Genomic DNA, 23,805 nt, shown 5'->3' on the forward strand with positions numbered 1-23,805 from the left:
CTAGCGATGATGATCATCGCTAGGTTCTTTTCTATTAGTCTTCAATCGTGGATAAGTCACCTGTTGGGAGATTAAGCTCCCAAGCTTTGAGGACACGGCGCATAATTTTGCCGCTGCGCGTCTTCGGCAGCTTGTCTTTGAATTCAATTTCACGTGGAGCAGCGTGGGCAGAAAGCCCCTCTTTCACAAATTTGGATATGTCCGCTTTCAGCTCATCCGATGGTGTGAAGCCTTCACGTAGCGCGATGAACGCTTTGATGATTTCGCCACGCATCGGATCAGGCTTGCCAATTACCCCTGCTTCTGCGACCGCAGGATGCTCAACAAGCTTGCTCTCAACCTCGAATGGACCTACCCGCTCACCAGCCGTGTTAATTACATCATCAACGCGGCCTTGGAACCAGAAGTATCCTTCTTCATCCTGATAAGCTGAATCACCAGATACGTACCAGCCTGTCAATCTGAAATACTCTTCATATTTGGAAGGATTGTTCCAAATCTTGCGCATCATTGACGGCCATGGTGTCTTGATGGCTAGATTCCCCATCCGGTTCGGAGGTAAGACATTCCCTGCATCATCAATAATAGCCGCTTCAACGCCCGGAATCGGACGTCCCATGGAACCCGGCTTAATCGTCATGGATGGATAGTTACAGATGAGTTGTCCACCTGTTTCGGTCATCCACCACGTGTCATGAATCCGTTGGTTGTACACTTTGAGTCCCCAACGAACGACTTCCGGATTTAATGGCTCACCAACGCTCAGCACATGGCGAAGCGAAGAAAGATCGAAACCGGAGACAACATCATCACCTGCGCCCATCAACATGCGGAAGGCTGTCGGTGCGCTGTACCAAACGGTTACTTTATATTTTTGCAGCGTATTGTACCAATCTTGAGGACTAAAACGCCCACCACGGATTACATTCGTAGCCCCATTCAACCATGGAGCAAAAATGCCGTAAGAAGTTCCTGTTACCCAGCCTGGATCAGCTGTACACCAGTAAATATCGTCTTCCTGGAGATCCAGTACGATTTTACCCGTATAATAATGTTGAATCATTGCATTCTGTACGTGGAAAACACCTTTCGGCTTGCCTGTTGAACCCGATGTATAATGAATAATGAGTCCATCCTCACGGTCCAACCACTCGATTTCAAGATCAGTTGAAGCCTTTTCCATCTCTTTGTAGAAATCAACATGGCCTTCTGCAGGCTCCACATTTTCACCAACTACAATGATGTGTTTCAGGTTAGGAAGTTCACTCGAAGGAACCCGGGAAAGCAAGCTTGGCGTCGTCACAATCGCAACAGCTTCACTATCTTCCAGACGATCTTTCACAGCAGTTTCCATAAAAGCTTCAAACAAAGGCCCTACAACAGCTCCAACTTTCAGTGTTCCAAGCAAAGCATAGTACAGCTCAGGCGTACGTGGCATGAAAATAAAGACGCGCTCACCTTTGCCGATACCAAGACCACGAAGCACATTACCGAATTGATTGGATCTGTCTTTCATCTGTCCAAATGTTACAGCTTCTTCTCTTTGATTGTCGCTGTAATACAGAGCAACTTTATCTTTCCTCGATGATTCAGCATGTCGATCTATAGCTTCATAAGCCATATTCACTTTGCCAGTTTCGTACCAAGAGAAGCTCTTTTCGATGTCTTTCCAGTCAAAATTAGCGTGTGTTTCCTCATAATTTTTCATATTAGGATTTGCAGCTACCGCTTCAACGAGTTCAACTTTCATTTGATCCATGTACGTAAAACCCTCCTCACGAGATAAACCGCTTTCATTTTACTGATGTTTTCGAGCAAAATGTGATCGATTTTTGACATATTCTATTATATCACACGAAGAATTTTTCGCCTACGCCTAAGTTCGCTTTTATTTCCAAATAAAATTTGGTATAAAGGGACTATGACCGAACGGAAAAGGAATCACTCATCATGCTGTTTTTCAAAAGGAGAGCTAAGATTATGCAGCATACCAAAATATATCACTCATCTCGCTTGCGCGCAGCTCCCGATCAACCAGAAATTATGATAGAAGGTCCTGTTTCTTCTGACAGCTTGAAGAGTCTCATCATGCATAACAAATTAGATGCCTTCCGCAGACCTAAGGAACAACTGGAAGCACTAGTTGAAATTGCAGAATTACCGGAAGGCCGAATCATCATAGCCAGAGACGGCACTACCATTGTCGGTTATGTCACCTTCCATTATCCAGATGAAATTGAGCGGTGGTCACAAGGACATATGCAAGATTTAATAGAGCTCGGTGCTATAGAAGTTGCGGATGACTATCGCACAATGGGGCTCGGCAAACGGATGATTCGCCTTGCTTTCGAGGACGAACAGATGGAGAATGTCATATGCTTTACTACAGAGTATTATTGGCATTGGGACTTGGAAAATAGCAAGCTCACCGTTTGGGAATACCGGCAAATGATGGAGAAGTTAATGAAAAGCGTCGATATGATCTGGTTCGCTACGGATGATCCTGAGATCTGTTCGCACCCAGCCAATTGTTTAATGGTTCGTATAGGCAAGCAAGTTCCTATATCTTCCATAGAGCAGTTTGATCGTATTCGCTTTCAACAGCGATTCATGTACTAAGACAGACGAATCTTTGGATTTCTAAGGCTTCAGGCACGCATGTTAGCTCATTCGGGGGAATGTGGGATATGAACAAGAAGGCATCAAATCCTGTCTTTATCTATGATGACGAAGAAATTCAGTATAAATTCAATGAGAATCACCCTTTTAATCAAGACCGGCTTGTCATGACGGTCGATCTGCTTCGCAAAGCCGGTGCGCTTCCAGACAGCGCGCTATGTTCGCCTCGCGTTGCCACAGACAACGAGCTGCTGCGGGTTCACGCACCGGCTTACATCGAAGCTGTGAAAGCGCTTAGCGCTTCCGTGCCAGAGGAACGTTGGGTCAAAGAAGCGGCACGCTTCGGACTCGATACCGATGACACGCCTTTCTTCCCCGGGATGCATGACATCACGGCGAAGATTGTTGGCGGTTCCATTACCGCAGTAGACCTGGTAATGTCCGGGCAAGCCCCGCACGCCCTTCATCTGGGCGGCGGGCTGCACCACGCGCTGCAAAGCAAAGGCGCGGGCTTCTGCGTCTACAACGACGCTTCAGCGGCGATTGCGCACGCCAAAGAGACGTACGGCGCGAAGGTGCTGTACGTCGACACGGACGTGCATCATGGGGATGGCGTACAGTGGAGCTTCTACGCCGATCCCCAGGTATGCACGCTGTCCATTCATGAGACGGGGAAATTTCTTTTCCCCGGTACGGGAGCCGTGAACGAACGCGGAGAAGGCGACGCGTTCGGAACAAGCATTAACGTCCCGATGGAACCTTACACCGAGGATGAATCGTGGCTGGAATGCTTCGGCGAGGTGCTAACCGAGACGATTGCCCGCTTCCAGCCGGACATCATTATCTCGCAGCATGGGTGCGACGCCCATGCGTTCGACCCGCTCGCGCATGTGCACTGCTCCATGCGCGTGTACAAGGCTATGCCCGAGCTCATCCACTCCCTTGCGCACCAATGGTGCGAAGGGCGGTGGGTTGCGCTCGGGGGCGGTGGGTACGACATCTGGCGTGTCGTACCACGGGCTTGGAGCCTGCTCTGGCTCGCGATGAGCGAGCAGGCTGTTTTGCCCCAGCTGGCGGCGCAGCCGCAGCTGGAGCTTCCCCAGGCGTGGCTGGACGCCTGGCAGAGCAAGAGCCCGGTCCAGCTCGTGAATACGTGGCTGGACCCTGTGGATGCTTGGGCGCCGATTCCGAGGCGCCAGGTCATAACAGAAAAGAACCGACAAACGAAGGATCTTTCTATGATGTATTTGAAATAGGATGCAAAAAAGAGTTAAGCAAGGTATACCTGCTTAACTCTTTTTTTGCATGTTCCCGTTTAAACAGGCTACCTTCCGCTAGCAGCTTTCAAATAGAGTAACTACAATACGCTATTTAATTCGAATAGGCTATTTTCAGGTTCGCTGAGGAACTACAGGGTCTTAAGCGTTGCCGATACCACCTATCCGCCTGAGAAAGCTATGAATAGAGGAACAGAGTTCCCTCTGATTGGCATAATCGTTGATTATTGCATAAATAAGGGAGCATAGTTCCCGATAACGTCACCAGTTGGCATTCACTATTGGCCCAACGATAATTCCCCTATACGTTCATCCCTATTGCCCAGCTAACTCTTCAGCTTCAGTCTCTCACAGCTGCTTCACAATATCCTCAACCATCTTATAAGAATTCTCAGATGCTTGAACCGTGAACTCCCCAAAGTTCACATGAGCAGAGCCATCTGCTTTATCAGACATCGAGCGAAGCACGACGTATGGAATTGCATTCATGGAACAAACCTGTGCAACGGATGCCCCTTCCATTTCCACACAAACGCCGCCAAGCTCCGTATTAAGGCTAGCTACTACTTCACGGCTAGCAATAAACTGGTCGCCGGAGAGTACTCTCCCCTTTTTCACTTTACCAGCAAAGAGCTTCTCACCCGAAGCAACCGCCAACTCCACCAGCTTGCTGTCTGCTTCAAAAATAGATTTCGCCTCATATGGAATGATGCCTCGCGCGAAACCGAGCGGTGTAACATCCATATCATGCTGCATGCATTCACTGGAAACAACAAGATCACCGATGTTCAGTTCAGGATCCAATGCGCCAGCAACACCTGTAAATATAACAGCTTCAACACCAAATTTATCAATCAAAATTTGAGTGGTTACGGCAGCGTTAACCTTCCCTACGCCAGTGCGGCATACGACGACTTCTTTTCCGAAATACGTCCCTTCTCTGAAGGTAATTCCCGCTTTCACCGTTTCACGCACATTCGACATATGCGCAACAAGCAGTTCAATTTCTTCATTCATCGCACCGATTAGTGCAAGTTTATTCCAAGTCATGTCATCGATCCTCATTTCAGTTATGTATAAAGGAGAAAACCTCTAAGCGGCGTCATCCTCGAAAGGAATAGCTCGCTTAGAGGCTTAAGTTCACTAGGCTTGCGTAACAGAGTTACGGTTAATTACTTCATGCGGCAAAATGACCTGCATGTTATCTGTTGATTCTTTGTTCATCAACTTCGTCAGTAGACGCATCGACACTGCTCCGATATCATACATCGGTTGGGCAACTGTCGTAAGTGTAGGTCTTACCATGGAAGCCATGCGAATGTTATCTACACTGATTACAGCGATATCTTGCGGTACTTTAAGTCCGCTATCTTGAATCGTGTGAATGGCGCCAATCGCCATTTCGTCTGTTGCCGAGAAAATTGCGGTTGGACGAGGTGAAAGCTCCAAGAAATATTTAACAGCGTCGACACTGGATTCATATCGATAGTTGCCGATACGAACATACTCATCGCGCAGCTCAATTCCTGCTTCATCGAGGGCTCTCTTGTACCCTTGATAGCGCGCGAATCCATTAGCTGGATCATGCAGCGTTCCGGAAATCATTGCGATGTCGCGATGTCCAGCTGCGATTAACACGTTAACCGCATCGAATGCAGCTTTCTCATGATCGATATCCACGGAAGCCATCGTTTGTGCCTCATCCTTCGTTCCACACAATACAACGGGAACGGAAGAGGTACGGAAAGCTTGAATGTGATCTTCTGTCACCACGCCACCCATGAAGAGCAAGCCATCGACTTGTTTTTCCAAAAGCGTGTTAATGACTCGAATTTCTTTTTCCTTCTTCTTATCCGCATTACACAAAATAATATTGTAATGATACATATTCGCAATATCTTCAATTCCGCGTGCCACTTCTGCGAAAATTGAGTTCGAAATATCGGGAATGACGACACCAACGGTTGTCGTTTTCTTGCTTGCCAATCCTCTTGCCACCGCATTAGGGCGGTAGCCGAGACGTTCAATGGCTTCAAAAACCTTCTTGCGCGTTTGCGGCTTCACGTTCGGATTGTTGTTTACAACCCTGGAAACGGTTGCCATGGATACGCCTGCTTCTCTAGCTACATCATAAATGGTTACGGTCACGGTTACTCTCTCCATTTTCAAAAGTATTCTGCGAGCCTAGTATATTACCGTTATGATACGACAAATTAATCCATCTTGCAATGAAAAATGAAAATACTTTGAAAATAATTTCATTTTGTTTTCAAAAGTTGTACAAATATGTACAAAAGCCAATCCGCAAGGGATTGGCCGCATCCTGCTTATGTCGAAATTGCGCTCTGCGTGATCTGAGATAGCCGTTTGCGAATTTCTTCTGCCCACGGCTCGTCACCAAGCGATTGTGCCAGCAGTAAGATGTCCAGAAGCTCATTAATACGTTCTTCTACAATCTTTTCCATGGAATCGTTCATATGTTCTTTCTCGGTTACCTTGAGCAGCAAGAAAGCCACTTCCGATAGCTCATGAAAAAACAACTGCTGTTTCTCAGGCTTACTCCCCAGCTTGCCGATTAAACCGGTAAGCTCGGGTTTAACATGAGGAACAACTTCACTTCGCCCACAAGCCTCACATGAATAAATAGGTACATTTTCAATATCGACTTTACTTTGATAAATAACCGTACGCAGACGAAGGTTCATCGTGCGTCCGCACTTACAAAACTTTTGCATTCTAACACTCCTTCACTGGCAGGCGGCATGAACATGAATTTCTTGTAATAAAGATATTCTACGATTCTATACGATTTCCTGCCGAAAGAAGAGTAGTAGTTTTTGCCACGAATGGAAGCGTCCTGTTACTTTTCCTGATGGTTATGATATTGCACGAGCTCGTCCACAAAACGCTTGGAAAATGCCGGTAGATCTGGCGGACGACGCCCTGAAATGATATTACGGTCAACCACTACTTCTTCATCAACCCATGTTGCTCCTGCATTTTCGAGGTCATCTCGAATGCCTGGCGTTGAGGTCATTGTGTAGCCATTTACGATTTTCGCTGAGATAAGCACCCAGCCGGCATGGCAAATTTGAGCAATCGGCTTCACCGCGGCATGAAACTCCTGTGTAAGGCGAAGCACATCTGGATAACGGCGCAATTTATCAGGTGCCCAGCCTCCTGGCACATACAGACCGATATAATCCGAGGACTGCACTTCATCAAAAGCATAATCTGTTGTAATCGGCACACCATATTTACCATGATATACAGTTTTCGCTTTTGGCCCGACGATATCTACGACAACACCAGCCTCACGCAAACGCAAAACGGGATACCACATCTCCAAATCTTCAAACTCTTCATCAACAAATGCCAATACTTTCGTACCCTTCAATTCCATGTTAACTACCTCCTACAATGGATTCTGTTTGTTCGGTTTGCGCTAGCAGCTCAATAATTTCATCGCTTGTTTTGCAAACTAAAATTTCACTTACCAATTCCTTGCATTTCTTAGCGTCACTGCTTAATAAACGGTGTTTGACTTGTAAAAGAGTTTGTACTGATATGCTCAGTTCTTCAATACCGAGTCCCAACCAAATAGGAAGTGCGCGGACGTCCCCCGCCATTTCACCGCAGACGCCAACAGGGATGCCCACACTTTTGCCAGCATCAATAACATGTTTAAGCAGTCTGATTACAGCCGGATGATAAGGATTATATAAGTGCGCAATATTTTCGTTCATCCTGTCTACAGCAAGCACATATTGAACAAGGTCGTTGGTTCCGATACTCATAAAATTAACTTCACTGGCCAGCACGTCTGCAATAAGAGCTGCAGCAGGTACTTCAATGGTTAAACCAACTTCAATTTTGGCATTGTAAGGAACCCCTTGGGCACTGAGTTCAGCTTTCGCCTTCTCCAGAAGGGCCTTGGCTTGACGCACCTCACCCAGTGAAGTGACCATTGGATACATGATTTTCACGTTCCCGTAATGACTTGCCCTAAGAATAGCTTTTAGCTGTGTCATAAAAAGATCTTTACGATCCAGCGAGATCCGAATGGCCCTGTATCCAAGGAACGGATTATCTTCTTTGGGAAGCGGCATGTAATCGAGCTTTTTGTCCCCACCAATATCCAGAGTTCGGATGACAATAGGACGACCTTTTAATTGCTTGGCAGCATGAAGATACACTTCGAACTGTTCATCTTCGCCAGGCAGCGAATCGCGGTCCATATATAAGTACTCCGTACGGAACAAACCTACCCCAGAAGCCCCGTTGCGCAAAACCTGATCGATCTCCATGACCGAGTTGATGTTAGCATGCAGATTCACGTAGCTGTTGTCCACAGTGACAGGCGCAACATCTGCGATTTCCTGTAAACTCTCTTTGAATTCGAGCCAATTCTTTTTGCGAGCTTGGTAACGCTCAATCGTGAGCTTATCTGGATTGATATACAAGGTGCCTTCTTGACCATCAATGATCAAGAAATCACCGTTTTGAATCGGGCGTAGAAGCTTCCCTTCCAAGCCTAAAACATACGGAACAGACATAGCTCTCGCCATAATGGATACATGCGAATGCGTGCCTCCTAGAATGGTTAGAAGCCCTAGCACTTTAGTCGGATCTAGATGGGCCAGTTGCGAAGGTGTAAGCTCTTTTGCGACCAAAATATAAGGATGATCAATAGGCGGAACCGTTGAGCTGGTATCCCCAAGCAAATGCTTCAGAAGCCTGTTCCCCACATCTTTGATATCAAGCGCCCGCTCCTTCATGTACTCATCGTCGATCATATTGAACATTCCGACAAATTTATCGATAACTTCTTTCACCGCAACTTCGGCGGCTTTGTACTGGAGCTCAATAATCCCCTGAATTTCATTCATAAAAATGGGATCTTCCAGAATCGCCAAATGGGCATCAAAAATATACGCCTGATCTTGCCCGACAACTTCCTTGATTTCCTGCTTAATTAACTCTAATTCATCTTTAGAAGAGCGGATGCCATCATACAATCGCTCAAATTCATAAGCCAAATCTGTCACATCGATCATTTTCTCAGGAAAATCCCACTCCCACGTAGGAATGACAAAAGCCTGACCCATTGCTATGCCTGAAGACGCGCCTATCCCTCTGATCATCCGTTCATCCCCCCCGTAGATTTAGTAGGCTTTAAGACGACGGACATCACAGAACCTTGGCCTTTTTTTACAGCTTTGAACGGAGCAAAGCTCCAAGACTTAACAAGATCCGGATTTGTAATAATCATCGGTGTCGCCAAAGATGAAGCAAACTTTTTAACTTTATTATAATTAAATTTAACTAGAAGCTGACCTGGTTCTACACGATCGCCTTCTTTTACCACGGCATTAAAGCATTTCCCCGGCAAACTTGACGTATCAATACCAATGTGGAGCAAGACCTCTAATCCTTCATCCGTCAAAATGCCAAGAGCATGCATGGTCGGATAAATATGCATAATGGTACCTGCAACAGGCGAGACCAGCTCTCCTTTTTCAGGGATGAAAGCAACGCCGTTCCCCACCAAGCGCGAGGCAAATATGCGGTCAGGCACGTCCTCAATTGGGATCATGCGCCCTTGCATCGGCGAAGTAAACAGTACCACATGGATGTCTTTGCGCAGTACTTTCATAATTTCTTCACGAATTAGCTCTGAGAATGTCCCGAACACGACCTGAACATTGCCTCCTCCAAGACGGATGACGCCTGCAGCTCCTAAGTGTCGTAATGCCGTGATGTCAATCAATCGATCATTAACAAGCGTAAGGCGCAATCTGGTAATGCAGGCTTCAATCTTCTTAATATTGTCTTTCCCACCTAGGGCTTGCAAAATTAATGGTGAGCGATACGGAATATCGCCTGCCCACTCTTCGAGTGAAGAACCTTCTTCCCTGCCTGGCGTCGGGATCTGGAACCTTCTAATCGCCCAGCGAAACATGAAGTAATATACCAGTCCATACACAATCCCAATCGGGATTAGAAGCAAGCCATTATGCGATAAATGCAAATTAATAACGTAGTCTATGGCTCCTGCTGAGTATGAAAAACCATGTTGAATATGCAGCTCATAAGCCAACCACATGGCCACGCCGGATAAAATAGCGTGAATAATGAACAAATAAGGTGCAACAAATAGAAAAGCAAACTCGATTGGCTCCGTGACGCCTGTCAAAAAAGAGGCTAGCGCCGCTGTCAGAAATGTCGCCTTAATCTTCGGCTTCAAATCCTCACGTGCTTCCCCAATGATGGCAAATGCAATGGCAGGAAGAGCGAACATCATGATCGGGTATAGGCCGGCCATGTACATGCCAGCCGTAGGATCACCGGCGAAATAACGCGGTAAATCCCCGTAAGCCATTTGGCCCGATGGCGTTTTGTAAGCGCCCACTTGAAACCAAAAAAAGTTATTCAAAATATGGTGCAATCCTGACGGTACTAACAATCGATGTGCGATCCCGTAAACAAATGCACCAAACCCTCCAAGACCAAGCAGCCAATTCGAAAGCTTGCCCATCCCATCTTCCAAAAATGGTCCTATCACAATCATGACATAGGACACAATGAGCGTGCACATCCCCATGATGAGGGGCACCATCCGAGGACCACCGAAAAATTGTATGTATTCAGGTAGCTTGATCTCTTTACAGCGATGATAAATAATAGCTGCAAGCAAGCCGATTAAGATCCCGCCTGGTACACCCAACTGAAAATGGGATCCAAGTGAATGTTCGATGAGCCTCGTAAACATAAAATAGCCCAGCATGGCAGACAGTCCGGCAATTCCGGCACTTTCTGTTAGACCAAGCGCCACGCCAACAGCGAATATGATGGGTATATAGTCAAAGACTGTATTCCCCGCTAACAGCAGCATATCCCCAAAGCCGGATGCATGAATCCCATCCCAAGGTAGATTCCCCAGACTAAGCAGCACAGCAGCAATAGGAAGCGCAATGGTGGGCAGCATTAATGATCGGCCAAGCTGTTGTAAGTTCCCCATCCAGTTCAAACGTATGCTACCTCCTAAAAGTTTTGCTTTAAACAAAACCAACATCGTAAGCCAAAGCCTAGTGTTCTCCAAAAAACTTACATGGTGAGCATAAACCTCTCTTATCAAATCGTATAGCTTGTTTGCCTGTTTGTCAAAACAAAATAAGCAGGTCGAGGATCGACCCGCTTATGAATGTTAATATGCGTAAGGCAATTAGTTAGAGAAATTATTTCCGTATTGCTGTCCCATGCCAGTGCTGCTGAAAGTTTGGTTATATGGTTGTGTGTTTTGTTGTTGGTAGCTTTGATAACCTGACTGACCTTGTTGTCCTTGTTGTCCTTGTTGTCCTTGTTGTCCTTGTAGTTGATAGCCTTGCTGCTGAAAGCCTTGTTGTGTGCTTTGTTGAGATGTGTAGCTGGGCTGGTAGGATTGTGTAGAAGACACAGACGAATCACTACGCAGATAAGCATCGTGACCTGGCTGGTTTCCGCGATAATTAGCCGTATGGTAGGCGTTAGGCGAAACATAGCTTTGAGCATTAGGCTGTTGGTTCATTTGCGAAGAGTTAGTGTATTGACTCGTAACCGCTGGCTGACTGTAGGAATGGGTTGACGGTTGAGAGTAGTTAGAGGTGATTGTATTGCTTTGGTTATTCGTCCTGTTATAGGTAGAATAAGCGTTTTGAAAGCTGGATGGTTGATAGTGCGATGTTATGGAAGAATCGCTGCGCAAATGATTGTTATTGCCAGATTGGTTCTCCCGGTAGTTCGCCATATGGAAAGATTCTGTAGCAGCATGACCTTGATTGTAGCCTTGGTTATGAGTGTTGTTTTGACTATAACCTTGAGCAGCACTGCTAGAAACCGGTTGAGAATAGAATGACTGTACATAACCTACTGGTTGATACTGCTTTTGGTAACCTTGATATTGGGACGTGTTTGTGTTGCTCTGATAACCTTGTGCTGCTTGATTACTGTGGGAAGCTTGTACACCTTGGATACCTTGAGAAGAGTTTCCGAATGATGATGTACCGTTGTTGTTGTTGTTGTTATTGTTGAAGTTGTTATACATGTGTAAATCCTCCTTCAAATTTCTAGTTTTTGGTCACCTTTTTGGAGCCTCTTTTATTCTCTCCGCTCCACCGTATTTTATTTATTTTTATTTTGTGAGCCGAGGAATGGTTTGAAATGAGATAACATACTTTCTAAACACATAAGTTGACTAACAGGAAATTAATATGCCATAATTTCTTAGTACCCCATACTCTTTACAAGGAGGAATACGGACATGGCCTATGACATTATTATTATTGGAGCAGGACCTGCTGGAGCAAGTGCAGCCTTATTCTCAGCTAAGGCTGGCAAATCAACACTAGTTATCGACAGTGACCAAAGCGTGACAAAACGCGCATGGATTGAAAATCATTATGGTGTAGATGGCATTACAGGTCCTGATCTAGTTGAAATCGGGAAGAAACAAGCGACTAAATTCGGCGCTGAATTCGTACAAGGAAAAGCTACTCAATTAAGTCAAGCTGGCGAGGGCTTTCAAGTAACAACAGAAAATGGTACATATGAAGGTAAGTATGTCATTCTTGCTACTGGATTATCTGTTGACCTTGCAGAAGTCTCAGGCATTCAAACGAAGCCTGGTACAGAGCCTCGTATCAAAACCGTTGTCGATGCTGATGCACAAGGTAACACAAGCCTCAAAGGTGTATGGGCAGCTGGCACAATTGCTGGTGTTTCCATGCACACCATTGTTACTTCCGGAGATGGCGCCAAAGTGGCTATTAATGTGATCAGTGAATTGAATGGAGCTCGTTACGTCGATCACGATGTTTTAAAAGCGTAAGCTGTAACGTAAATAAACCGCTTTTCTCTCACCATAACGGTCTGAGAAAAGCGGTTTTTTTGAGTTTGAAATTAGTTGTTTCGTGGATTAAGAATTGCATCCTCAACTTTAATACAACGATCCATAATGACTTCTAAGCCAGCCTCACTTGCGATACGGGCTGCTTCTTCATTCACGATTTCAAGCTGTAGCCAAAAGACCTTAGCTTTGATTTTCACGGCTTCCTCCGCAACAGGAACGACTTGATCTGCCCGGCGGAATACATTGACAATATCTACTGGCTCCGGAATATCGGATAAAGAAGCGTAGCATTTCTCACCCAAAATTTCCGTTGCATTCGGATTAACTGGAATGATCCGATATCCTCTGCTCTGCATGGCAGCAGCGACCATATGAGACGTGCGATCAGGTTTATCGGATAAACCTACGACCGCAATGTTACCTGCATTCGCAAGAATCTCCTTAATGTGCTCTCTGGACGGATTTTCAAAAGTCATCAGTAGTACCTCCTATTTTTTCAAGTAAGTAAGGCCTTGCTTCCCCATAGCGGTCCAACTATCGATAAACTGCGCTTTGTTCACTTGCAGCTGTTTCTTACCGCTTAATGGATCATTCAAGTATACATTATTCTCATCGAACCCGACCAATAATACAGCGTGCTCTGCATAAGTCGTTTGAAGAGGTCCTATCGGAGTGTCCCAAGTCACCCATTTATAGGGAATATTATAATCGATTGTCGTCCATGTAATGACTGGATACCCACTTGCCACCTGCTGTTCAAATAGCTCGAAGGACTCACCTGTAATATCGATGGCTTCAGGGATGTAGGACTTTAGCTGCGGGAAAAGACCGGCATGGTAAATACCAAATCCCCTTTGCTTCCGGGTAACATCACCTACAAAGCCTATGTTCGGATTTCCCCAATAAGCAGGTGATCCGTCCGCATTAAGCTTAATAGGTGTATTATCTTTTGGCATCTCGGCAGCAAGTTCCATCTTGCTTTTGGTAATTCCATAGTAATGCAGCAGCATCGTTAAACTCGTTATTTCGCAACCTGCAGGCAGTTCAGGCAGTTGAGCAAAAACAGGCGCATCAATCATTGCTGATTTTTTTGTCTGGACCGTTGGTTGTGGCGAAGAAACCTCCACTGCTTGAACAGGTGCGGCTGGCTTAGCCATAGGCACAATAGGGCTAGCAGCAAATAAGGCCGGCTCTTTCCCCGTAGCTTTGGCATATAGCAATACAGCAAAAACACTGCTGGCAAACACAAGTCCTGCAACGAGGAATAATCCAAACGTCACCTTTAGCCCCTGCCAAATAATCCTCATGCTGACTCACCCGATCCTTGTTTATGGAATGAAATTACTCCTTCACAAGTTCAACCTGAGCACCGATAGAACGCAAATGGTCAAAATATTGCGGATAAGATTTGGCCACGTGATGAGCATCACGAATAGTCAAGCCCTTCTCGGAACGAAGACCAACGACGGTTAAAGCCATAATGACGCGATGGTCGAAGTGAGCATTGATCTCGACACCGCCAGTAACTCCTTCCGGCTTGCCGTGGACGATAATTTCACTTTGACGTTCTTCCACGTCAGCGCCTGCTTTACGCAACTCGTTCAAGTAATCAGTGATTCGGTCGCACTCTTTGTAACGTAAATTTTCGACATTGTAGAAACGAGAAGTCCCTTCAGCAAAAACAGCTGCCGCAACCATCGCTAATACAGCGTCTGTGAAGTGATCGCCGTCAAACTCCCCTGCGATCAATTTTTGGTTGCCGCGAACATGCACAACACCGTTATCATGCGTTAAATTAACACCCATAGCACGTAATACATCGACACAAGCTTTCTCGCCTTGCTTGCTATTTTCTTCTAGACGAAGAACTCGCACATCGGAGTTCGTAACTGCCGCAGCTGCCAGAATGGCCGCAGAACCAGGATAATCCCCTTGAATGACATACTCTTTGGCTTGATAAGATTGTCCACCAGGAATCCGGTAGTGCATCAAATCTTCGCTTGCATGAACAACAATGCCAGCTTGTTCAAGCACTTCGAGCGTTTGGCCCACAATAATTTTGGATTTCAAATCATGAAGCACTTCAATCTCGCTGTCCTCTTCAAGCAGAGGTGTCATGAATAAGAGAGAGCTTAGGAACTGCGAGCTGACATTGCCGGAAACCGTAAGTTTCCCGCCACGAGGTTTGCCCCCTTTAATAGTTATCGGCAAACGACCGTTAGAATGTTGTACTTCAACACCCATTTGTTGCAAAGTTTCGATTAAATCATCATGCGGACGCTTACCTAATGATTCAGGGTACGTGTTAACGAATGTTACATCCGGGCAAAATGCTGCTGTAGACATCAAAAAGCGCAGAACAGCTCCAGCGTTTCCTACGTTTAGCTCAGACACGTGTTTAGGATTATTACCGAAGCCTGTAATGACGATTTTTTCATCATCTTCTTCAATGACAGCACCTAAATCTTGTACACAGCGTCTCATAGCATCACTATCTTCACTATGTGCTGGGTAATAAATCGTGCTTGTTCCATTCGCAAGTGCACCGATTAGCAAATAGCGAGTTGTGTAGTTTTTGGAGGAAAGCGCGTTAATTTCTCCTTGTAGGTTTGCAGTAGGTTTCACAATGGCTTTCATGTGGTTAATATCTCCTTCGCATGTGTTTATATGTAATATCCGATGAATGTTAATAGAATTCCACCGGTATAACTGAGCATTGTATAGATCATCCAAGCTTTCCATAGCCCTGTGCGGAGCTGCTTAACGCTTTCCAAATTCATCGTAGAAAATGTAGTGAAAGCTCCCATAAAACCTGTCCCAATCAATAGCTTCCAATCGTCAAACGCATGGTATCTCATAAGAATTCCTATTAAAAAACAGCCCAGAAGATTTATTGTCAGTGTACCATACGGAATAGCACTTGGGAACCTTCTCGCCATGTACGTGCCAAGTCCATATCGGCTGATTGCCCCCAAAAATCCACCAATGCTTACTAAGCATATCGGCCATAACCAAGTACTCATGAAAGTTGCTCCCCCCTATGAGAACGCAATGCGAATCGGACACCCAACCAAGTAAAGGCAAGTCCTCCCCACAAACTGCCAAGCACATAAATAAGAGCGAGGAACGGATGTCCTTGGTGAAACATATGTACCGTCTCATAGCTAAACGTAGAGAATGTAGTAAAAGAGCCAATGAACCCCGTCGTAATTGGCAGCTGAAGTTTCACAGGTATCGGAAGCCTGTCTGTATAGGTAATAAAACCAAGCAATACACAACCAAGTAAATTACAGATAAAAGTACCCCAAGGAAAAAGTGTCGCGGTTGTCGGGTTCCATAACGTGGAGAGTCCAAAGCGCGCAAGTGCTCCAAGAATACCAGCTAAACCTATAGTTAACATGTTAACAACTCCCGGTGATGCCCGAGGTTTGACATCTTGTCTTAATGTTTCTATCATTACTTGTGATGGGGATTCTACCCCGCATTTCAAAATAAGGAGGTACTACGATGGATACGATTTTACCATCCGCCGTCAAAGATAGATTAAGCCGTGGCGAGAAGTTGGCAATCATCGATGTTCGGGAAGACGAAGAAGTGGCTGAAGGCATGATTGCAGGTGCCATTCATATTCCGTTAGGCCAACTGCCGGAGCGATTAAGCGAAATCCCGCAGGCGGACGAAGTGATTCTAGTTTGCCGCAGCGGCAATCGCAGCGGACGAGCACTTGGCTTTTTGGAAGCACAAGGCTATAAAGGTCTTAAGAACATGACTGGCGGTATGTTGGAGTGGGAGGACTAAGCTCAAAGCTTGTCCCTCCTCTTAAAGATTAGCTTGCCGAATAATTAAATCTACAATTTGGTCCGTTGTTAGCTCCGTTGTATCAATCACAGTATGCGCGAAATCATACGCCGATTTCCTCTGTTCAAGCAGGGTGTGAACGCGTTCTTCCAGGTTCCCCTGCAACAAAGGGCGACTTATATCGGTGCTTACGCGATGAATGATGGCCTCAGGTGAAGCTGTCAGCGCCACGACAAAGCCATTACGCAGCATGCACGCTCTATTCTCCTCAGCTAACACAGCGCCCCCGCCTGTTGCCACAATTTGCCCACGATGAGCCAATAAACTTTCAAGAGTTTTACTCTCCAATGAACGAAAATGCGCTTCCCCATGTTGACGAAACAAATCAGCAATGCTCGTCTGCTGCGCTTCTTCAAGCACGGCATCTGAGTCTTGAAACTTCCATCCCAGACGCTCAGCGAGCAGCTTCCCGACGGTTGATTTGCCTGTCCCCATGAAACCTACAATTACAAGATTGCTTGTAGTCACGTTGATCCCCTTTTCTCATATGCTGTTCATACAAACTTTCCCAACATCATACCATAGCCGAATAGCCATGAATACAATCCAATTGAAAATCATATAGTAGTGTGAATAAATTCCAACACAAACAGTTAAGATTTTAAGAGAAACCTACTGCCGACAAGGAGAGATGAAGTTTTGAACCCAACTGTTGCCTATTCCAACCACACGCAAGGCAAACTGGAGCAAATCTTACACCCGAGCTATGTTTTGTGCAAAGAGGATGTTGTTTGGATATTGGAGTTTATTAAGAAAAAAGTGGCTGAAGAAGACCCTCGCATGCAAGGTCTTGCTCAACCACGATTGTTAAAAAATTTCCGTTATTTTGCCGAAGTCTCCTTGATGCTCATTCACAGAAGGAACGGCTTCGATCAAGAAGCCGATCGTCTGAAAATGTGGCTGCGCGAAGCGGCTTACGGTTTGCAGGGAGAGGCGTAACGCCCCTGCCCTCTTAGTTTTCCATCCAGTTGAAGTGGAAGGAACCTTCTTTGTCCACACGTTGGAACGTGTGAGCGCCGAAATAGTCACGCTGCGCTTGCAGCAAGTTAGCCGGCAATCTTTCTGTACGGTAGCTATCGTAGTAAGCAAGTGCCGATGCGAAAGAAGGAACCGCGATACCGCGAGTTACAGCTTCTGCAACAACTTGTCTCCATGATTGTTGATAGTTTTCAACCACATCTGTGAAGTAAGTATCCAACAGAAGGTTTTTCAGTCCCGGATCGCGGTCATACGCATCCTTAATATTTTGAAGGAATCTAGCGCGAATAATGCAGCCGCCGCGGAAGATCATTGCGATGTTGCCATATTTCAGATCCCATTTATATTCATCAGAAGCTGCTCTCATTTGAGCAAAACCTTGCGCGTAGGAGCAAATTTTACTTGCGTATAGCGCTTGACGCACAGCTTCAATAAATGCTTTGCGATCGCCTGTGTAAGCTGGAGCATCAGGTCCTTTGAGTACTTTGCTAGCCGCTACGCGTTCTTCCTTCATCGCAGAGATGAAACGGGCGAATACGGATTCCGTAATGATGGAAAGCGGCACGCCAAGGTCCAGAGAACTCTGACTGGTCCATTTTCCTGTTCCTTTTTGACCAGCGGAATCCAGGATAACGTCAACCATTGGTTTGCCAGTTTCAGGGTCGTATTTCGTGAAGATATCACGTGTAATTTCGATCAGGTAGCTGTCAAGTTCGCCATTGTTCCACTCTGTGAAGATCTCATGAAGCTCTTCTGTGCTTACATTCAAGACATCTTTCAAGAGTTGGTAAGCTTCACAGATCAATTGCATGTCGCCATACTCGATACCGTTATGCACCATTTTTACATAGTGTCCAGCACCGTCTGGTCCGATATACGTACAGCAAGCATCGTCGCCAACTTTGGCAGAAATGGCTGTAAGGATAGGCTCAACCAATTTATAAGCGGATTCTTGACCGCCTGGCATAATCGATGGACCTTTAAGCGCGCCTTCTTCGCCGCCGGAAACACCTGTACCAACAAAACGAATACCATGTGCTTCAAGTTCTTTGTTACGACGCTGCGTATCAGGGAAGAATGCATTGCCTCCGTCGATCAGGATATCACCTTTTTCAAGGTGCGGCAGCAATTGGTTGATCGTATCGTCTGTTGGACCGCCTGCTTTGACCATGATCAAAATTTTGCGCGGAACTTCCAAAGATTGTACGAATTCTTCTACCGTGTATGTACCAACTAGTTGTTTGCCTGCTGCTTCTTCAAGAAGCTCTTTTGTTTTTTCGGCAGAACGGTTAAATACGGATACAGTGAAACCTCTGCTCTCGATGTTTAACGCTAAGTTTTTCCCCATTACCGCTAATCCAACTACACCAATTTGTTGTTTAGACACGTCTCTCATACACCCTTCCGATATATAAATATTTAAATCGTCATCGCGCCAAAACCGCCGTCTACTCTTAAAACAGAGCCTGTAACAAAGCTGGAAGCTTGTTCAGAAGCAAGGAACACAGCAGCACCCTGTAGCTCAGATGCCTCACCGAATCGGTTCATTGGCGTATGACGCATAATGGACTCGATACGCTCAGGCGACAAAATCTTACGATTCTGCTCAGCTGGGAAAAAACCAGGAATGATCGCATTCACACGCACACGGCTCGGAGCGAATTCACGCGCCATGTTCTGCGTGATATTATTAACAGCTGCTTTAGAAGCGGAGTAAGTGAATACACGTGATAGAGGCGGATCAGACGATACAGACGAAATATTGATGATGCTTCCGCCTTCGCCACGATCAATCATATATTTCCCAAACACCTGGCAAGCTAGCACGACGCTTTTCAAATTTACCTCCATAATAGAATCCCATTCTTCCATGGAAATGTCAAAGAAAGGCGTAGCACTATTTTTCCCTGGGCAGTTCATTAAAATGTCTGCACGGCCAGACCAAGCGATAACTTCCTTAAGCACAAGCTCCAAATCTTCACGTTTCGTTGCATCTGCTTGGAAAGTTTGAGCTTCGCCGCCGATCGCTTCGATCTCTTGACGAACTTGATCGCTCTTCTCTTGATTACGTCCGACAATGGCTACTTTCGCGCCATGACCGGCCAAAGCAATCGCCATTGAACCTCCAAGTGTACTGTTACCGCCAATAATTACTGCTGTTTTCCCTGAAAGATCGAATAAATTCATTTGTCTTCATCCCCTCTAGCATTATGCTTGCTTAAGCTATTTATGATTGAGGGCTCCGAAGGTGCTGACCTTGAAAGGCGGTTATCGCGTCGAATTGATCTTTTAACTGATGATATACGCTTGTATAAATAGATGTCAATTGTTGATATACGCGATAATTGCTTTCATTCACCTCGTGAGCCGTTCCAACCTGAATCCAATTGTGCGCATGAGCCAAATCATCGATTTCGCCCATAGCAAGTAAACCAAGCAGTGCAGCCCCAATTCCAGAGCTTTCGATGGAATCTGGCACCGTAACGGAAGTGCCGAGCATGTCCGTCATCATCTGGCGCCAAAATTCGGATCTAGCGAAACCGCCTGAAGCTCGAATGACCTCAGCTGGCCCCATAATCCGCTCAAGCGATGTTGCGACAGCTTGAATGGAGAACATGACGCCTTCCAGAGCAGCGCGAATCATATGTTTCTTCTCATGGCTAAGTGAAAGCCCGAAATAAACGCCGCGCGCATTCGCATTCCAGTACGGCGCGCGCTCGCCTGAAAGCAGCGGCAGGAATAACAGCCCATCAGATCCCGCTTTCACTTGAGAAGCCAGCTCGGTCAGGTAATCATAAGGATCGATCCCTTGACGGCGCGCCTCTTCAGCCTCGGCAGTAGCAATCTGGTCTCTTACCCAGCGGAAAACAATGCCGCCATTATTGATCGGTCCGCCAACGACCCAGAACTTTTCAGTTAGCGCATAGCAGAACAGCTTGCCTTCCGGGTCTGTCTGCGGCTTCGTCACTACACTGCGCACGGCGCCGCTGGTTCCAATGGTGACAGCAACAACGCCAGGCTCAAAAGCGCCAACGCCCAGATTGGCCAAGACACCGTCGGAGGCTCCGACAATAAACGGCGTGTCCTTGGCTAGTCCCATCGCAGAAGCGTAAGCAGCACTAAGCCCCTCAACGCGGTAGGTTGTTGGCACTAACTCTGAAAGCTGATCCGGTGTAACCCCAGCTTGGCCTAGCGCTTCCGCATCCCAATCCAAATTCTCCAGATTGAATAATCCTGTCGCACTGGCAAGGGAATGATCAATGACATAACGGTCAAAAAGCTTCGCGAAGACATATTCTTTGATGCCAATGAACTTGTACGTCTCTTTCATCAGCCCTGGTTCATTATCTCGGAACCACATTAGCTTAAGCAGTGGAGACATAGGATGGATTGGCGTGCCTGTTCGCGAATAAATCTGCTGCCCTAGACCGCTGCGCTTTAATTCAGCCGCATACATGGCACTGCGATTGTCAGCCCAGGTAATACAAGCGGTCAGCGGCATCGTGTTTTTATCAACAGCAATGAGACTATGCATAGCTGAACTGAAGGAGACGCAAAGCACTTGCTCAGGCTTGACGCCTACCTTACGAACAACTTCGCCAATCCCTTGCACAACAGCATCAAAAATTTGGTCCGGGTCTTGCTCGGCGCGATCAGCAGCCGGTGTAAACAGAGGATATTCAATGGAGTGAGACCCAAGAACTTTCCCATCGCGTGAAATAACTAACGTTTTGGTACTTGTCGTACCAATATCAGCCGCGATGATGTAAGGCTTGAGGGTACTTAATTGGTCTGTCATTTGCTAATATTCCCCTCTGCGTTAAATGAAAGCTCATATGGCTCCGTTAAAATCTCAATATCCGGATGCACACGCGCGGCGTCGAGCAAATTCACGGAAATTTCGATTTCGCCAAGATGAAGCGTATCTTGGATTCGAACCAGCTTACACTTCGTGTAATCTAGAATGTTGCAAGTTTTTACGGCAGCTTTGATAGCATAGAAATCATTCTCCAGCGTTGTTGCGATCTTCGTTGGCGCACATACGGTGGAGGTTAGTCCGTTAGCATACGTAAACTCCAGGTTTGTTTGATCAACTAAGCGTTGAGTCGTGAAATCGGCCGTTCCTACCCCGTTTGCATTTCCTTTTGTTTCTGGTGTCAAATCCAAAACAACCATTTTCGCAACATCCGGGCCACCATGCGCATAAGGCGTCGGGTAGCGGCCTGTTACGTTAGGATCCATGCCGTCGCCGCTAATATTTTTGCCGATATAATCAATGACTAGCACATCAATCTCATCGAACAAGATCTTCGGAAGTCGCGCCTTCGCTTCAATCAACAGCTGTTCTTCGCGCTCTTCGATTTCAGCGGCAGGAAGCACTTCTATACGGCAAGTTTCGTCATACGCATTCTCAACGAGAGCAACACCGAATACGATTGGCAGCTTTTGAATCATCAGATTAGCCATGGCCGGCACATTCTCCGCCATATACTTAAAGCCAAGCTGATGGCAGGCTTCAGCGCCTTTTTGCTTCCCTAACCCGATCGCGATCATCTTCATGATGCCGCTCTCAATGCGTCCTCGGAACGCTGTATGCGGCTTCACGCGGTTAATTACGACGATTGCATCCGCTTCCGAGGCGATGCGATCTACATAAACCGGTAAACCGTTGGGAAGTTCATCAATTTTCACGACTTCCATAGAGGATCGAATCGGAGCGCCCATCGACGCTTCCGTGATGCCGAAGTGCAGCAGCACATCTGTTTGTCCTTCTGCCGTTGCTCCGCCATGGCTGCCCATGCAAGGCACGATGAACGGGAACGCGCCTTTGGCCTTAATGGCATCAATCGTCGTTTTGGTAAATCCAGCGATGTTCGCAATCCCTCTGCTCCCTACGGCTACAGCAACTTGCTGACCTGGAAGAATAGTCTCCATAACTCCGCTGCTTGCAAGTTTCTCTGCAAGCTCTTGCTCTGGATTTTCCAGAATCGTGCGGTCGAACTTCTGACGAATTTTGACTACTTGCGGGATCGGAATATCATTTAACAGTTCTCTTAATATGCTCATCGCGTATTCCCCTCTTTCTTTATGTGGACAGCTTCTTTACGGACTCCCGCACGACGAGCTCTGTCTTCAAAAGCACCTGCTCTGTCTCGTGCTGCTTATTTTCAATATTACCTAGGAGCCGTACAGCCCCTTCTTTACTAATTTGTTCAATTGGCCGACGGACAGTTGTTAGGGCAGGCGTGACGTAGGCAGCAAACACTGTATCATCGAACCCAACCACGGAAATGTCCGCTGGCACCTGCATGCCGGCTTCCGATATCGCTTTCATTGCGCCTAGCGCCATCTCATCATTACAGCTAAAAACAGCGGTTGGCCGCTCTTCCAAAGCAAGAAATTGCTGCATAGCTTTATGACCACTTTCGAGATCATAGAGGCCTGGCACTCTGTAAATAGGCGGAGTGCTTATTCCGTAATGCTTCATGGCTCTTTCGAAGCCGTCTTTCCGATTTTGGGCGGATTTAAAACCTTTACGACCTTCAATCAACGCGATGCGCGTGTGGCCTTGTTCGATTAAATAGGAACAAGCCAGGAAGGCGCCCTGCTCTTCGTCAGACAGGATATTCAGCACGCCAGCCGTAGAGACTGGCCGATTGAGAACGACAAGCGGGATCCCTTTACTTGCGATATGTTCAATAATGGACTGGTCGTCATCACTTTGAGAGACAATGATGATCCCGTCAAAGCTTTTGCGGGTAATGGATTGAAAGCTCGAATAATCATCAATCCCCTTGACAATCAGTTGGTACCGGTCCTGAATGACCGAGTTGACGCCGCGAATGGCCTCATAGAAGAAGCCTGCTGAAGTTCCTTGACTCAGTGTGGTAAAGAACAGTCCCAAATTATACGACCGATCAAGCACTAAACTCTTTGCACTGTAATTGGGTGTATAATCTAGTTGCTCGGCTATGAGGCGAATACGTTCTTTCGTTTCCTCTTGAATAAGCGGACTATTATTAAGCGCCCTGGAAACAGTCGTATGGGACACACCCGCAAGCTTGGCTATATCCTTAATCGTTACGCTCATTCCTTCACCTCTATCAGAAGCATATCACAATCGTGCACACGTTAACAATAGTCTTTTTCAACTAAAAAACTCCCTTTCCAAGGAGCCGTCTATTG

At 46.3% G+C, this 23,805-nt stretch carries 24 protein-coding genes; 5 read left to right on the forward strand and 19 right to left on the reverse strand.

What is annotated here, in order from left to right; genetic code table 11:
• Positions 1–34: 34 nt before the first annotated feature.
• Complete coding sequence (gene acsA / locus GQF01_RS06175; RefSeq protein ID WP_161405943.1) at positions 35–1,759, reverse strand: acetate--CoA ligase; 1,725 nt, start codon at positions 1,757–1,759, stop codon at positions 35–37.
• A 221-nt stretch (positions 1,760–1,980) separates the two neighbouring features.
• Here acsA and GQF01_RS06180 point away from each other — a divergent pair, with 221 nt between their 5' ends.
• Entirely contained in the window at positions 1,981–2,619 is a 639-nt protein-coding gene (locus GQF01_RS06180) for a GNAT family N-acetyltransferase (protein WP_161405944.1), read from the forward strand.
• Positions 2,620–2,687: 68 nt separating this feature from the next.
• The gene (locus GQF01_RS06185; RefSeq protein ID WP_161405945.1) at positions 2,688–3,875 is read left to right on the forward strand and encodes an acetoin utilization protein AcuC; all 1,188 of its coding nucleotides are present in this window, start codon (positions 2,688–2,690) and stop codon (positions 3,873–3,875) included.
• A gap of 369 nt (positions 3,876–4,244) precedes the next feature.
• Here GQF01_RS06185 and GQF01_RS06190 read toward each other — a convergent pair whose 3' ends face one another.
• From GQF01_RS06190 to GQF01_RS35875, 7 genes are all read right to left on the reverse strand, one after another.
• On the reverse strand, positions 4,245–4,946 hold the full coding sequence (locus tag GQF01_RS06190) for a 5'-methylthioadenosine/adenosylhomocysteine nucleosidase (protein ID WP_161405946.1): 702 nt from the start codon (positions 4,944–4,946) through the stop codon (positions 4,245–4,247).
• Positions 4,947–5,039: 93 nt separating this feature from the next.
• Complete coding sequence (ccpA, locus tag GQF01_RS06195) at positions 5,040–6,044, reverse strand: catabolite control protein A (RefSeq protein WP_161405947.1); 1,005 nt, start codon at positions 6,042–6,044, stop codon at positions 5,040–5,042.
• A 179-nt stretch (positions 6,045–6,223) separates the two neighbouring features.
• Positions 6,224–6,631: a hypothetical protein gene (locus tag GQF01_RS06200; RefSeq protein ID WP_161405948.1), complete on the reverse strand. Its 408-nt coding sequence runs from the start codon at positions 6,629–6,631 to the stop codon at positions 6,224–6,226.
• 125 nt (positions 6,632–6,756) lie between these two features.
• Positions 6,757–7,299, reverse strand: a complete 543-nt coding sequence (locus GQF01_RS06205) for a type 1 glutamine amidotransferase domain-containing protein (protein ID WP_161405949.1) — start codon at positions 7,297–7,299, stop codon at positions 6,757–6,759.
• Position 7,300: 1 nt separating this feature from the next.
• On the reverse strand, positions 7,301–9,040 hold the full coding sequence (gene ptsP, locus GQF01_RS06210; protein ID WP_161405950.1) for a phosphoenolpyruvate--protein phosphotransferase: 1,740 nt from the start codon (positions 9,038–9,040) through the stop codon (positions 7,301–7,303).
• Positions 9,037–10,926 (reverse strand): glucose PTS transporter subunit IIA, encoded by a 1,890-nt coding sequence (locus GQF01_RS06215; protein ID WP_161405951.1) that lies wholly within the window; start codon positions 10,924–10,926, stop codon positions 9,037–9,039. Before GQF01_RS06215 ends, ptsP begins: the two co-directional genes overlap by 4 nt.
• Before the next feature lie 195 nt (positions 10,927–11,121).
• Positions 11,122–11,979 (reverse strand): hypothetical protein, encoded by an 858-nt coding sequence (locus GQF01_RS35875; RefSeq protein ID WP_202556097.1) that lies wholly within the window; start codon positions 11,977–11,979, stop codon positions 11,122–11,124.
• 216 nt (positions 11,980–12,195) lie between these two features.
• Between GQF01_RS35875 and GQF01_RS06220 the strand changes: the two genes are divergently transcribed.
• Positions 12,196–12,762: an FAD-dependent oxidoreductase gene (locus GQF01_RS06220; RefSeq protein ID WP_161405952.1), complete on the forward strand. Its 567-nt coding sequence runs from the start codon at positions 12,196–12,198 to the stop codon at positions 12,760–12,762.
• Positions 12,763–12,833: 71 nt separating this feature from the next.
• Here GQF01_RS06220 and GQF01_RS06225 read toward each other — a convergent pair whose 3' ends face one another.
• The 5 genes from GQF01_RS06225 to crcB (GQF01_RS06245) are packed head-to-tail and all read right to left on the reverse strand — an operon-like array spanning position 12,834 to position 16,183.
• Complete coding sequence (locus tag GQF01_RS06225; RefSeq protein ID WP_145656761.1) at positions 12,834–13,259, reverse strand: CoA-binding protein; 426 nt, start codon at positions 13,257–13,259, stop codon at positions 12,834–12,836.
• A 12-nt stretch (positions 13,260–13,271) separates the two neighbouring features.
• Positions 13,272–14,090 (reverse strand): C39 family peptidase, encoded by an 819-nt coding sequence (locus tag GQF01_RS06230; RefSeq protein ID WP_161405953.1) that lies wholly within the window; start codon positions 14,088–14,090, stop codon positions 13,272–13,274.
• 34 nt (positions 14,091–14,124) lie between these two features.
• Entirely contained in the window at positions 14,125–15,420 is a 1,296-nt protein-coding gene (gene aroA, locus GQF01_RS06235) for a 3-phosphoshikimate 1-carboxyvinyltransferase (RefSeq protein WP_161405954.1), read from the reverse strand.
• Positions 15,421–15,446: 26 nt separating this feature from the next.
• A complete protein-coding gene (gene crcB / locus GQF01_RS06240; RefSeq protein ID WP_161405955.1) occupies positions 15,447–15,806 on the reverse strand; it encodes a fluoride efflux transporter CrcB in 360 nt (119 codons plus the stop codon).
• On the reverse strand, positions 15,803–16,183 hold the full coding sequence (crcB, locus tag GQF01_RS06245; RefSeq protein WP_161405956.1) for a fluoride efflux transporter CrcB: 381 nt from the start codon (positions 16,181–16,183) through the stop codon (positions 15,803–15,805). The genes crcB (GQF01_RS06240) and crcB (GQF01_RS06245) overlap by 4 nt, the downstream gene beginning before the upstream one ends.
• 107 nt (positions 16,184–16,290) lie before the next feature.
• Here crcB (GQF01_RS06245) and GQF01_RS06250 point away from each other — a divergent pair, with 107 nt between their 5' ends.
• On the forward strand, positions 16,291–16,581 hold the full coding sequence (locus GQF01_RS06250; RefSeq protein WP_145656764.1) for a rhodanese-like domain-containing protein: 291 nt from the start codon (positions 16,291–16,293) through the stop codon (positions 16,579–16,581).
• A 21-nt stretch (positions 16,582–16,602) separates the two neighbouring features.
• Here GQF01_RS06250 and GQF01_RS06255 read toward each other — a convergent pair whose 3' ends face one another.
• Positions 16,603–17,109 (reverse strand): shikimate kinase, encoded by a 507-nt coding sequence (locus GQF01_RS06255; protein ID WP_161405957.1) that lies wholly within the window; start codon positions 17,107–17,109, stop codon positions 16,603–16,605.
• Positions 17,110–17,280: 171 nt separating this feature from the next.
• On the opposite strand from GQF01_RS06255, the gene GQF01_RS06260 reads away from it, so the two are divergent.
• A complete protein-coding gene (locus GQF01_RS06260) occupies positions 17,281–17,580 on the forward strand; it encodes a hypothetical protein (RefSeq protein ID WP_145656767.1) in 300 nt (99 codons plus the stop codon).
• A 13-nt stretch (positions 17,581–17,593) separates the two neighbouring features.
• On the opposite strand, the gene gndA is transcribed toward GQF01_RS06260, so the two are convergent.
• From gndA to GQF01_RS06285, 5 genes are read right to left on the reverse strand one after another with little or no spacing between them, the layout of a single operon-like run.
• Positions 17,594–19,006: an NADP-dependent phosphogluconate dehydrogenase gene (gene gndA / locus GQF01_RS06265; protein WP_161405958.1), complete on the reverse strand. Its 1,413-nt coding sequence runs from the start codon at positions 19,004–19,006 to the stop codon at positions 17,594–17,596.
• A gap of 32 nt (positions 19,007–19,038) precedes the next feature.
• Positions 19,039–19,806 (reverse strand): SDR family oxidoreductase, encoded by a 768-nt coding sequence (locus tag GQF01_RS06270; protein ID WP_161405959.1) that lies wholly within the window; start codon positions 19,804–19,806, stop codon positions 19,039–19,041.
• A gap of 40 nt (positions 19,807–19,846) precedes the next feature.
• Complete coding sequence (gene gntK, locus GQF01_RS06275) at positions 19,847–21,418, reverse strand: gluconokinase (RefSeq protein ID WP_161405960.1); 1,572 nt, start codon at positions 21,416–21,418, stop codon at positions 19,847–19,849.
• Positions 21,415–22,686: a nickel pincer cofactor-dependent isomerase, group 22 gene (locus tag GQF01_RS06280; RefSeq protein ID WP_161405961.1), complete on the reverse strand. Its 1,272-nt coding sequence runs from the start codon at positions 22,684–22,686 to the stop codon at positions 21,415–21,417. Before GQF01_RS06280 ends, gntK begins: the two co-directional genes overlap by 4 nt.
• Before the next feature lie 19 nt (positions 22,687–22,705).
• Entirely contained in the window at positions 22,706–23,710 is a 1,005-nt protein-coding gene (locus GQF01_RS06285) for a LacI family DNA-binding transcriptional regulator (protein ID WP_161405962.1), read from the reverse strand.
• Positions 23,711–23,805: the final 95 nt, after the last annotated feature.

This window comes from Paenibacillus silvestris, from assembly GCF_009882985.1.
Lineage (GTDB): Bacteria > Bacillota > Bacilli > Paenibacillales > NBRC-103111 > Paenibacillus_E > Paenibacillus_E silvestris.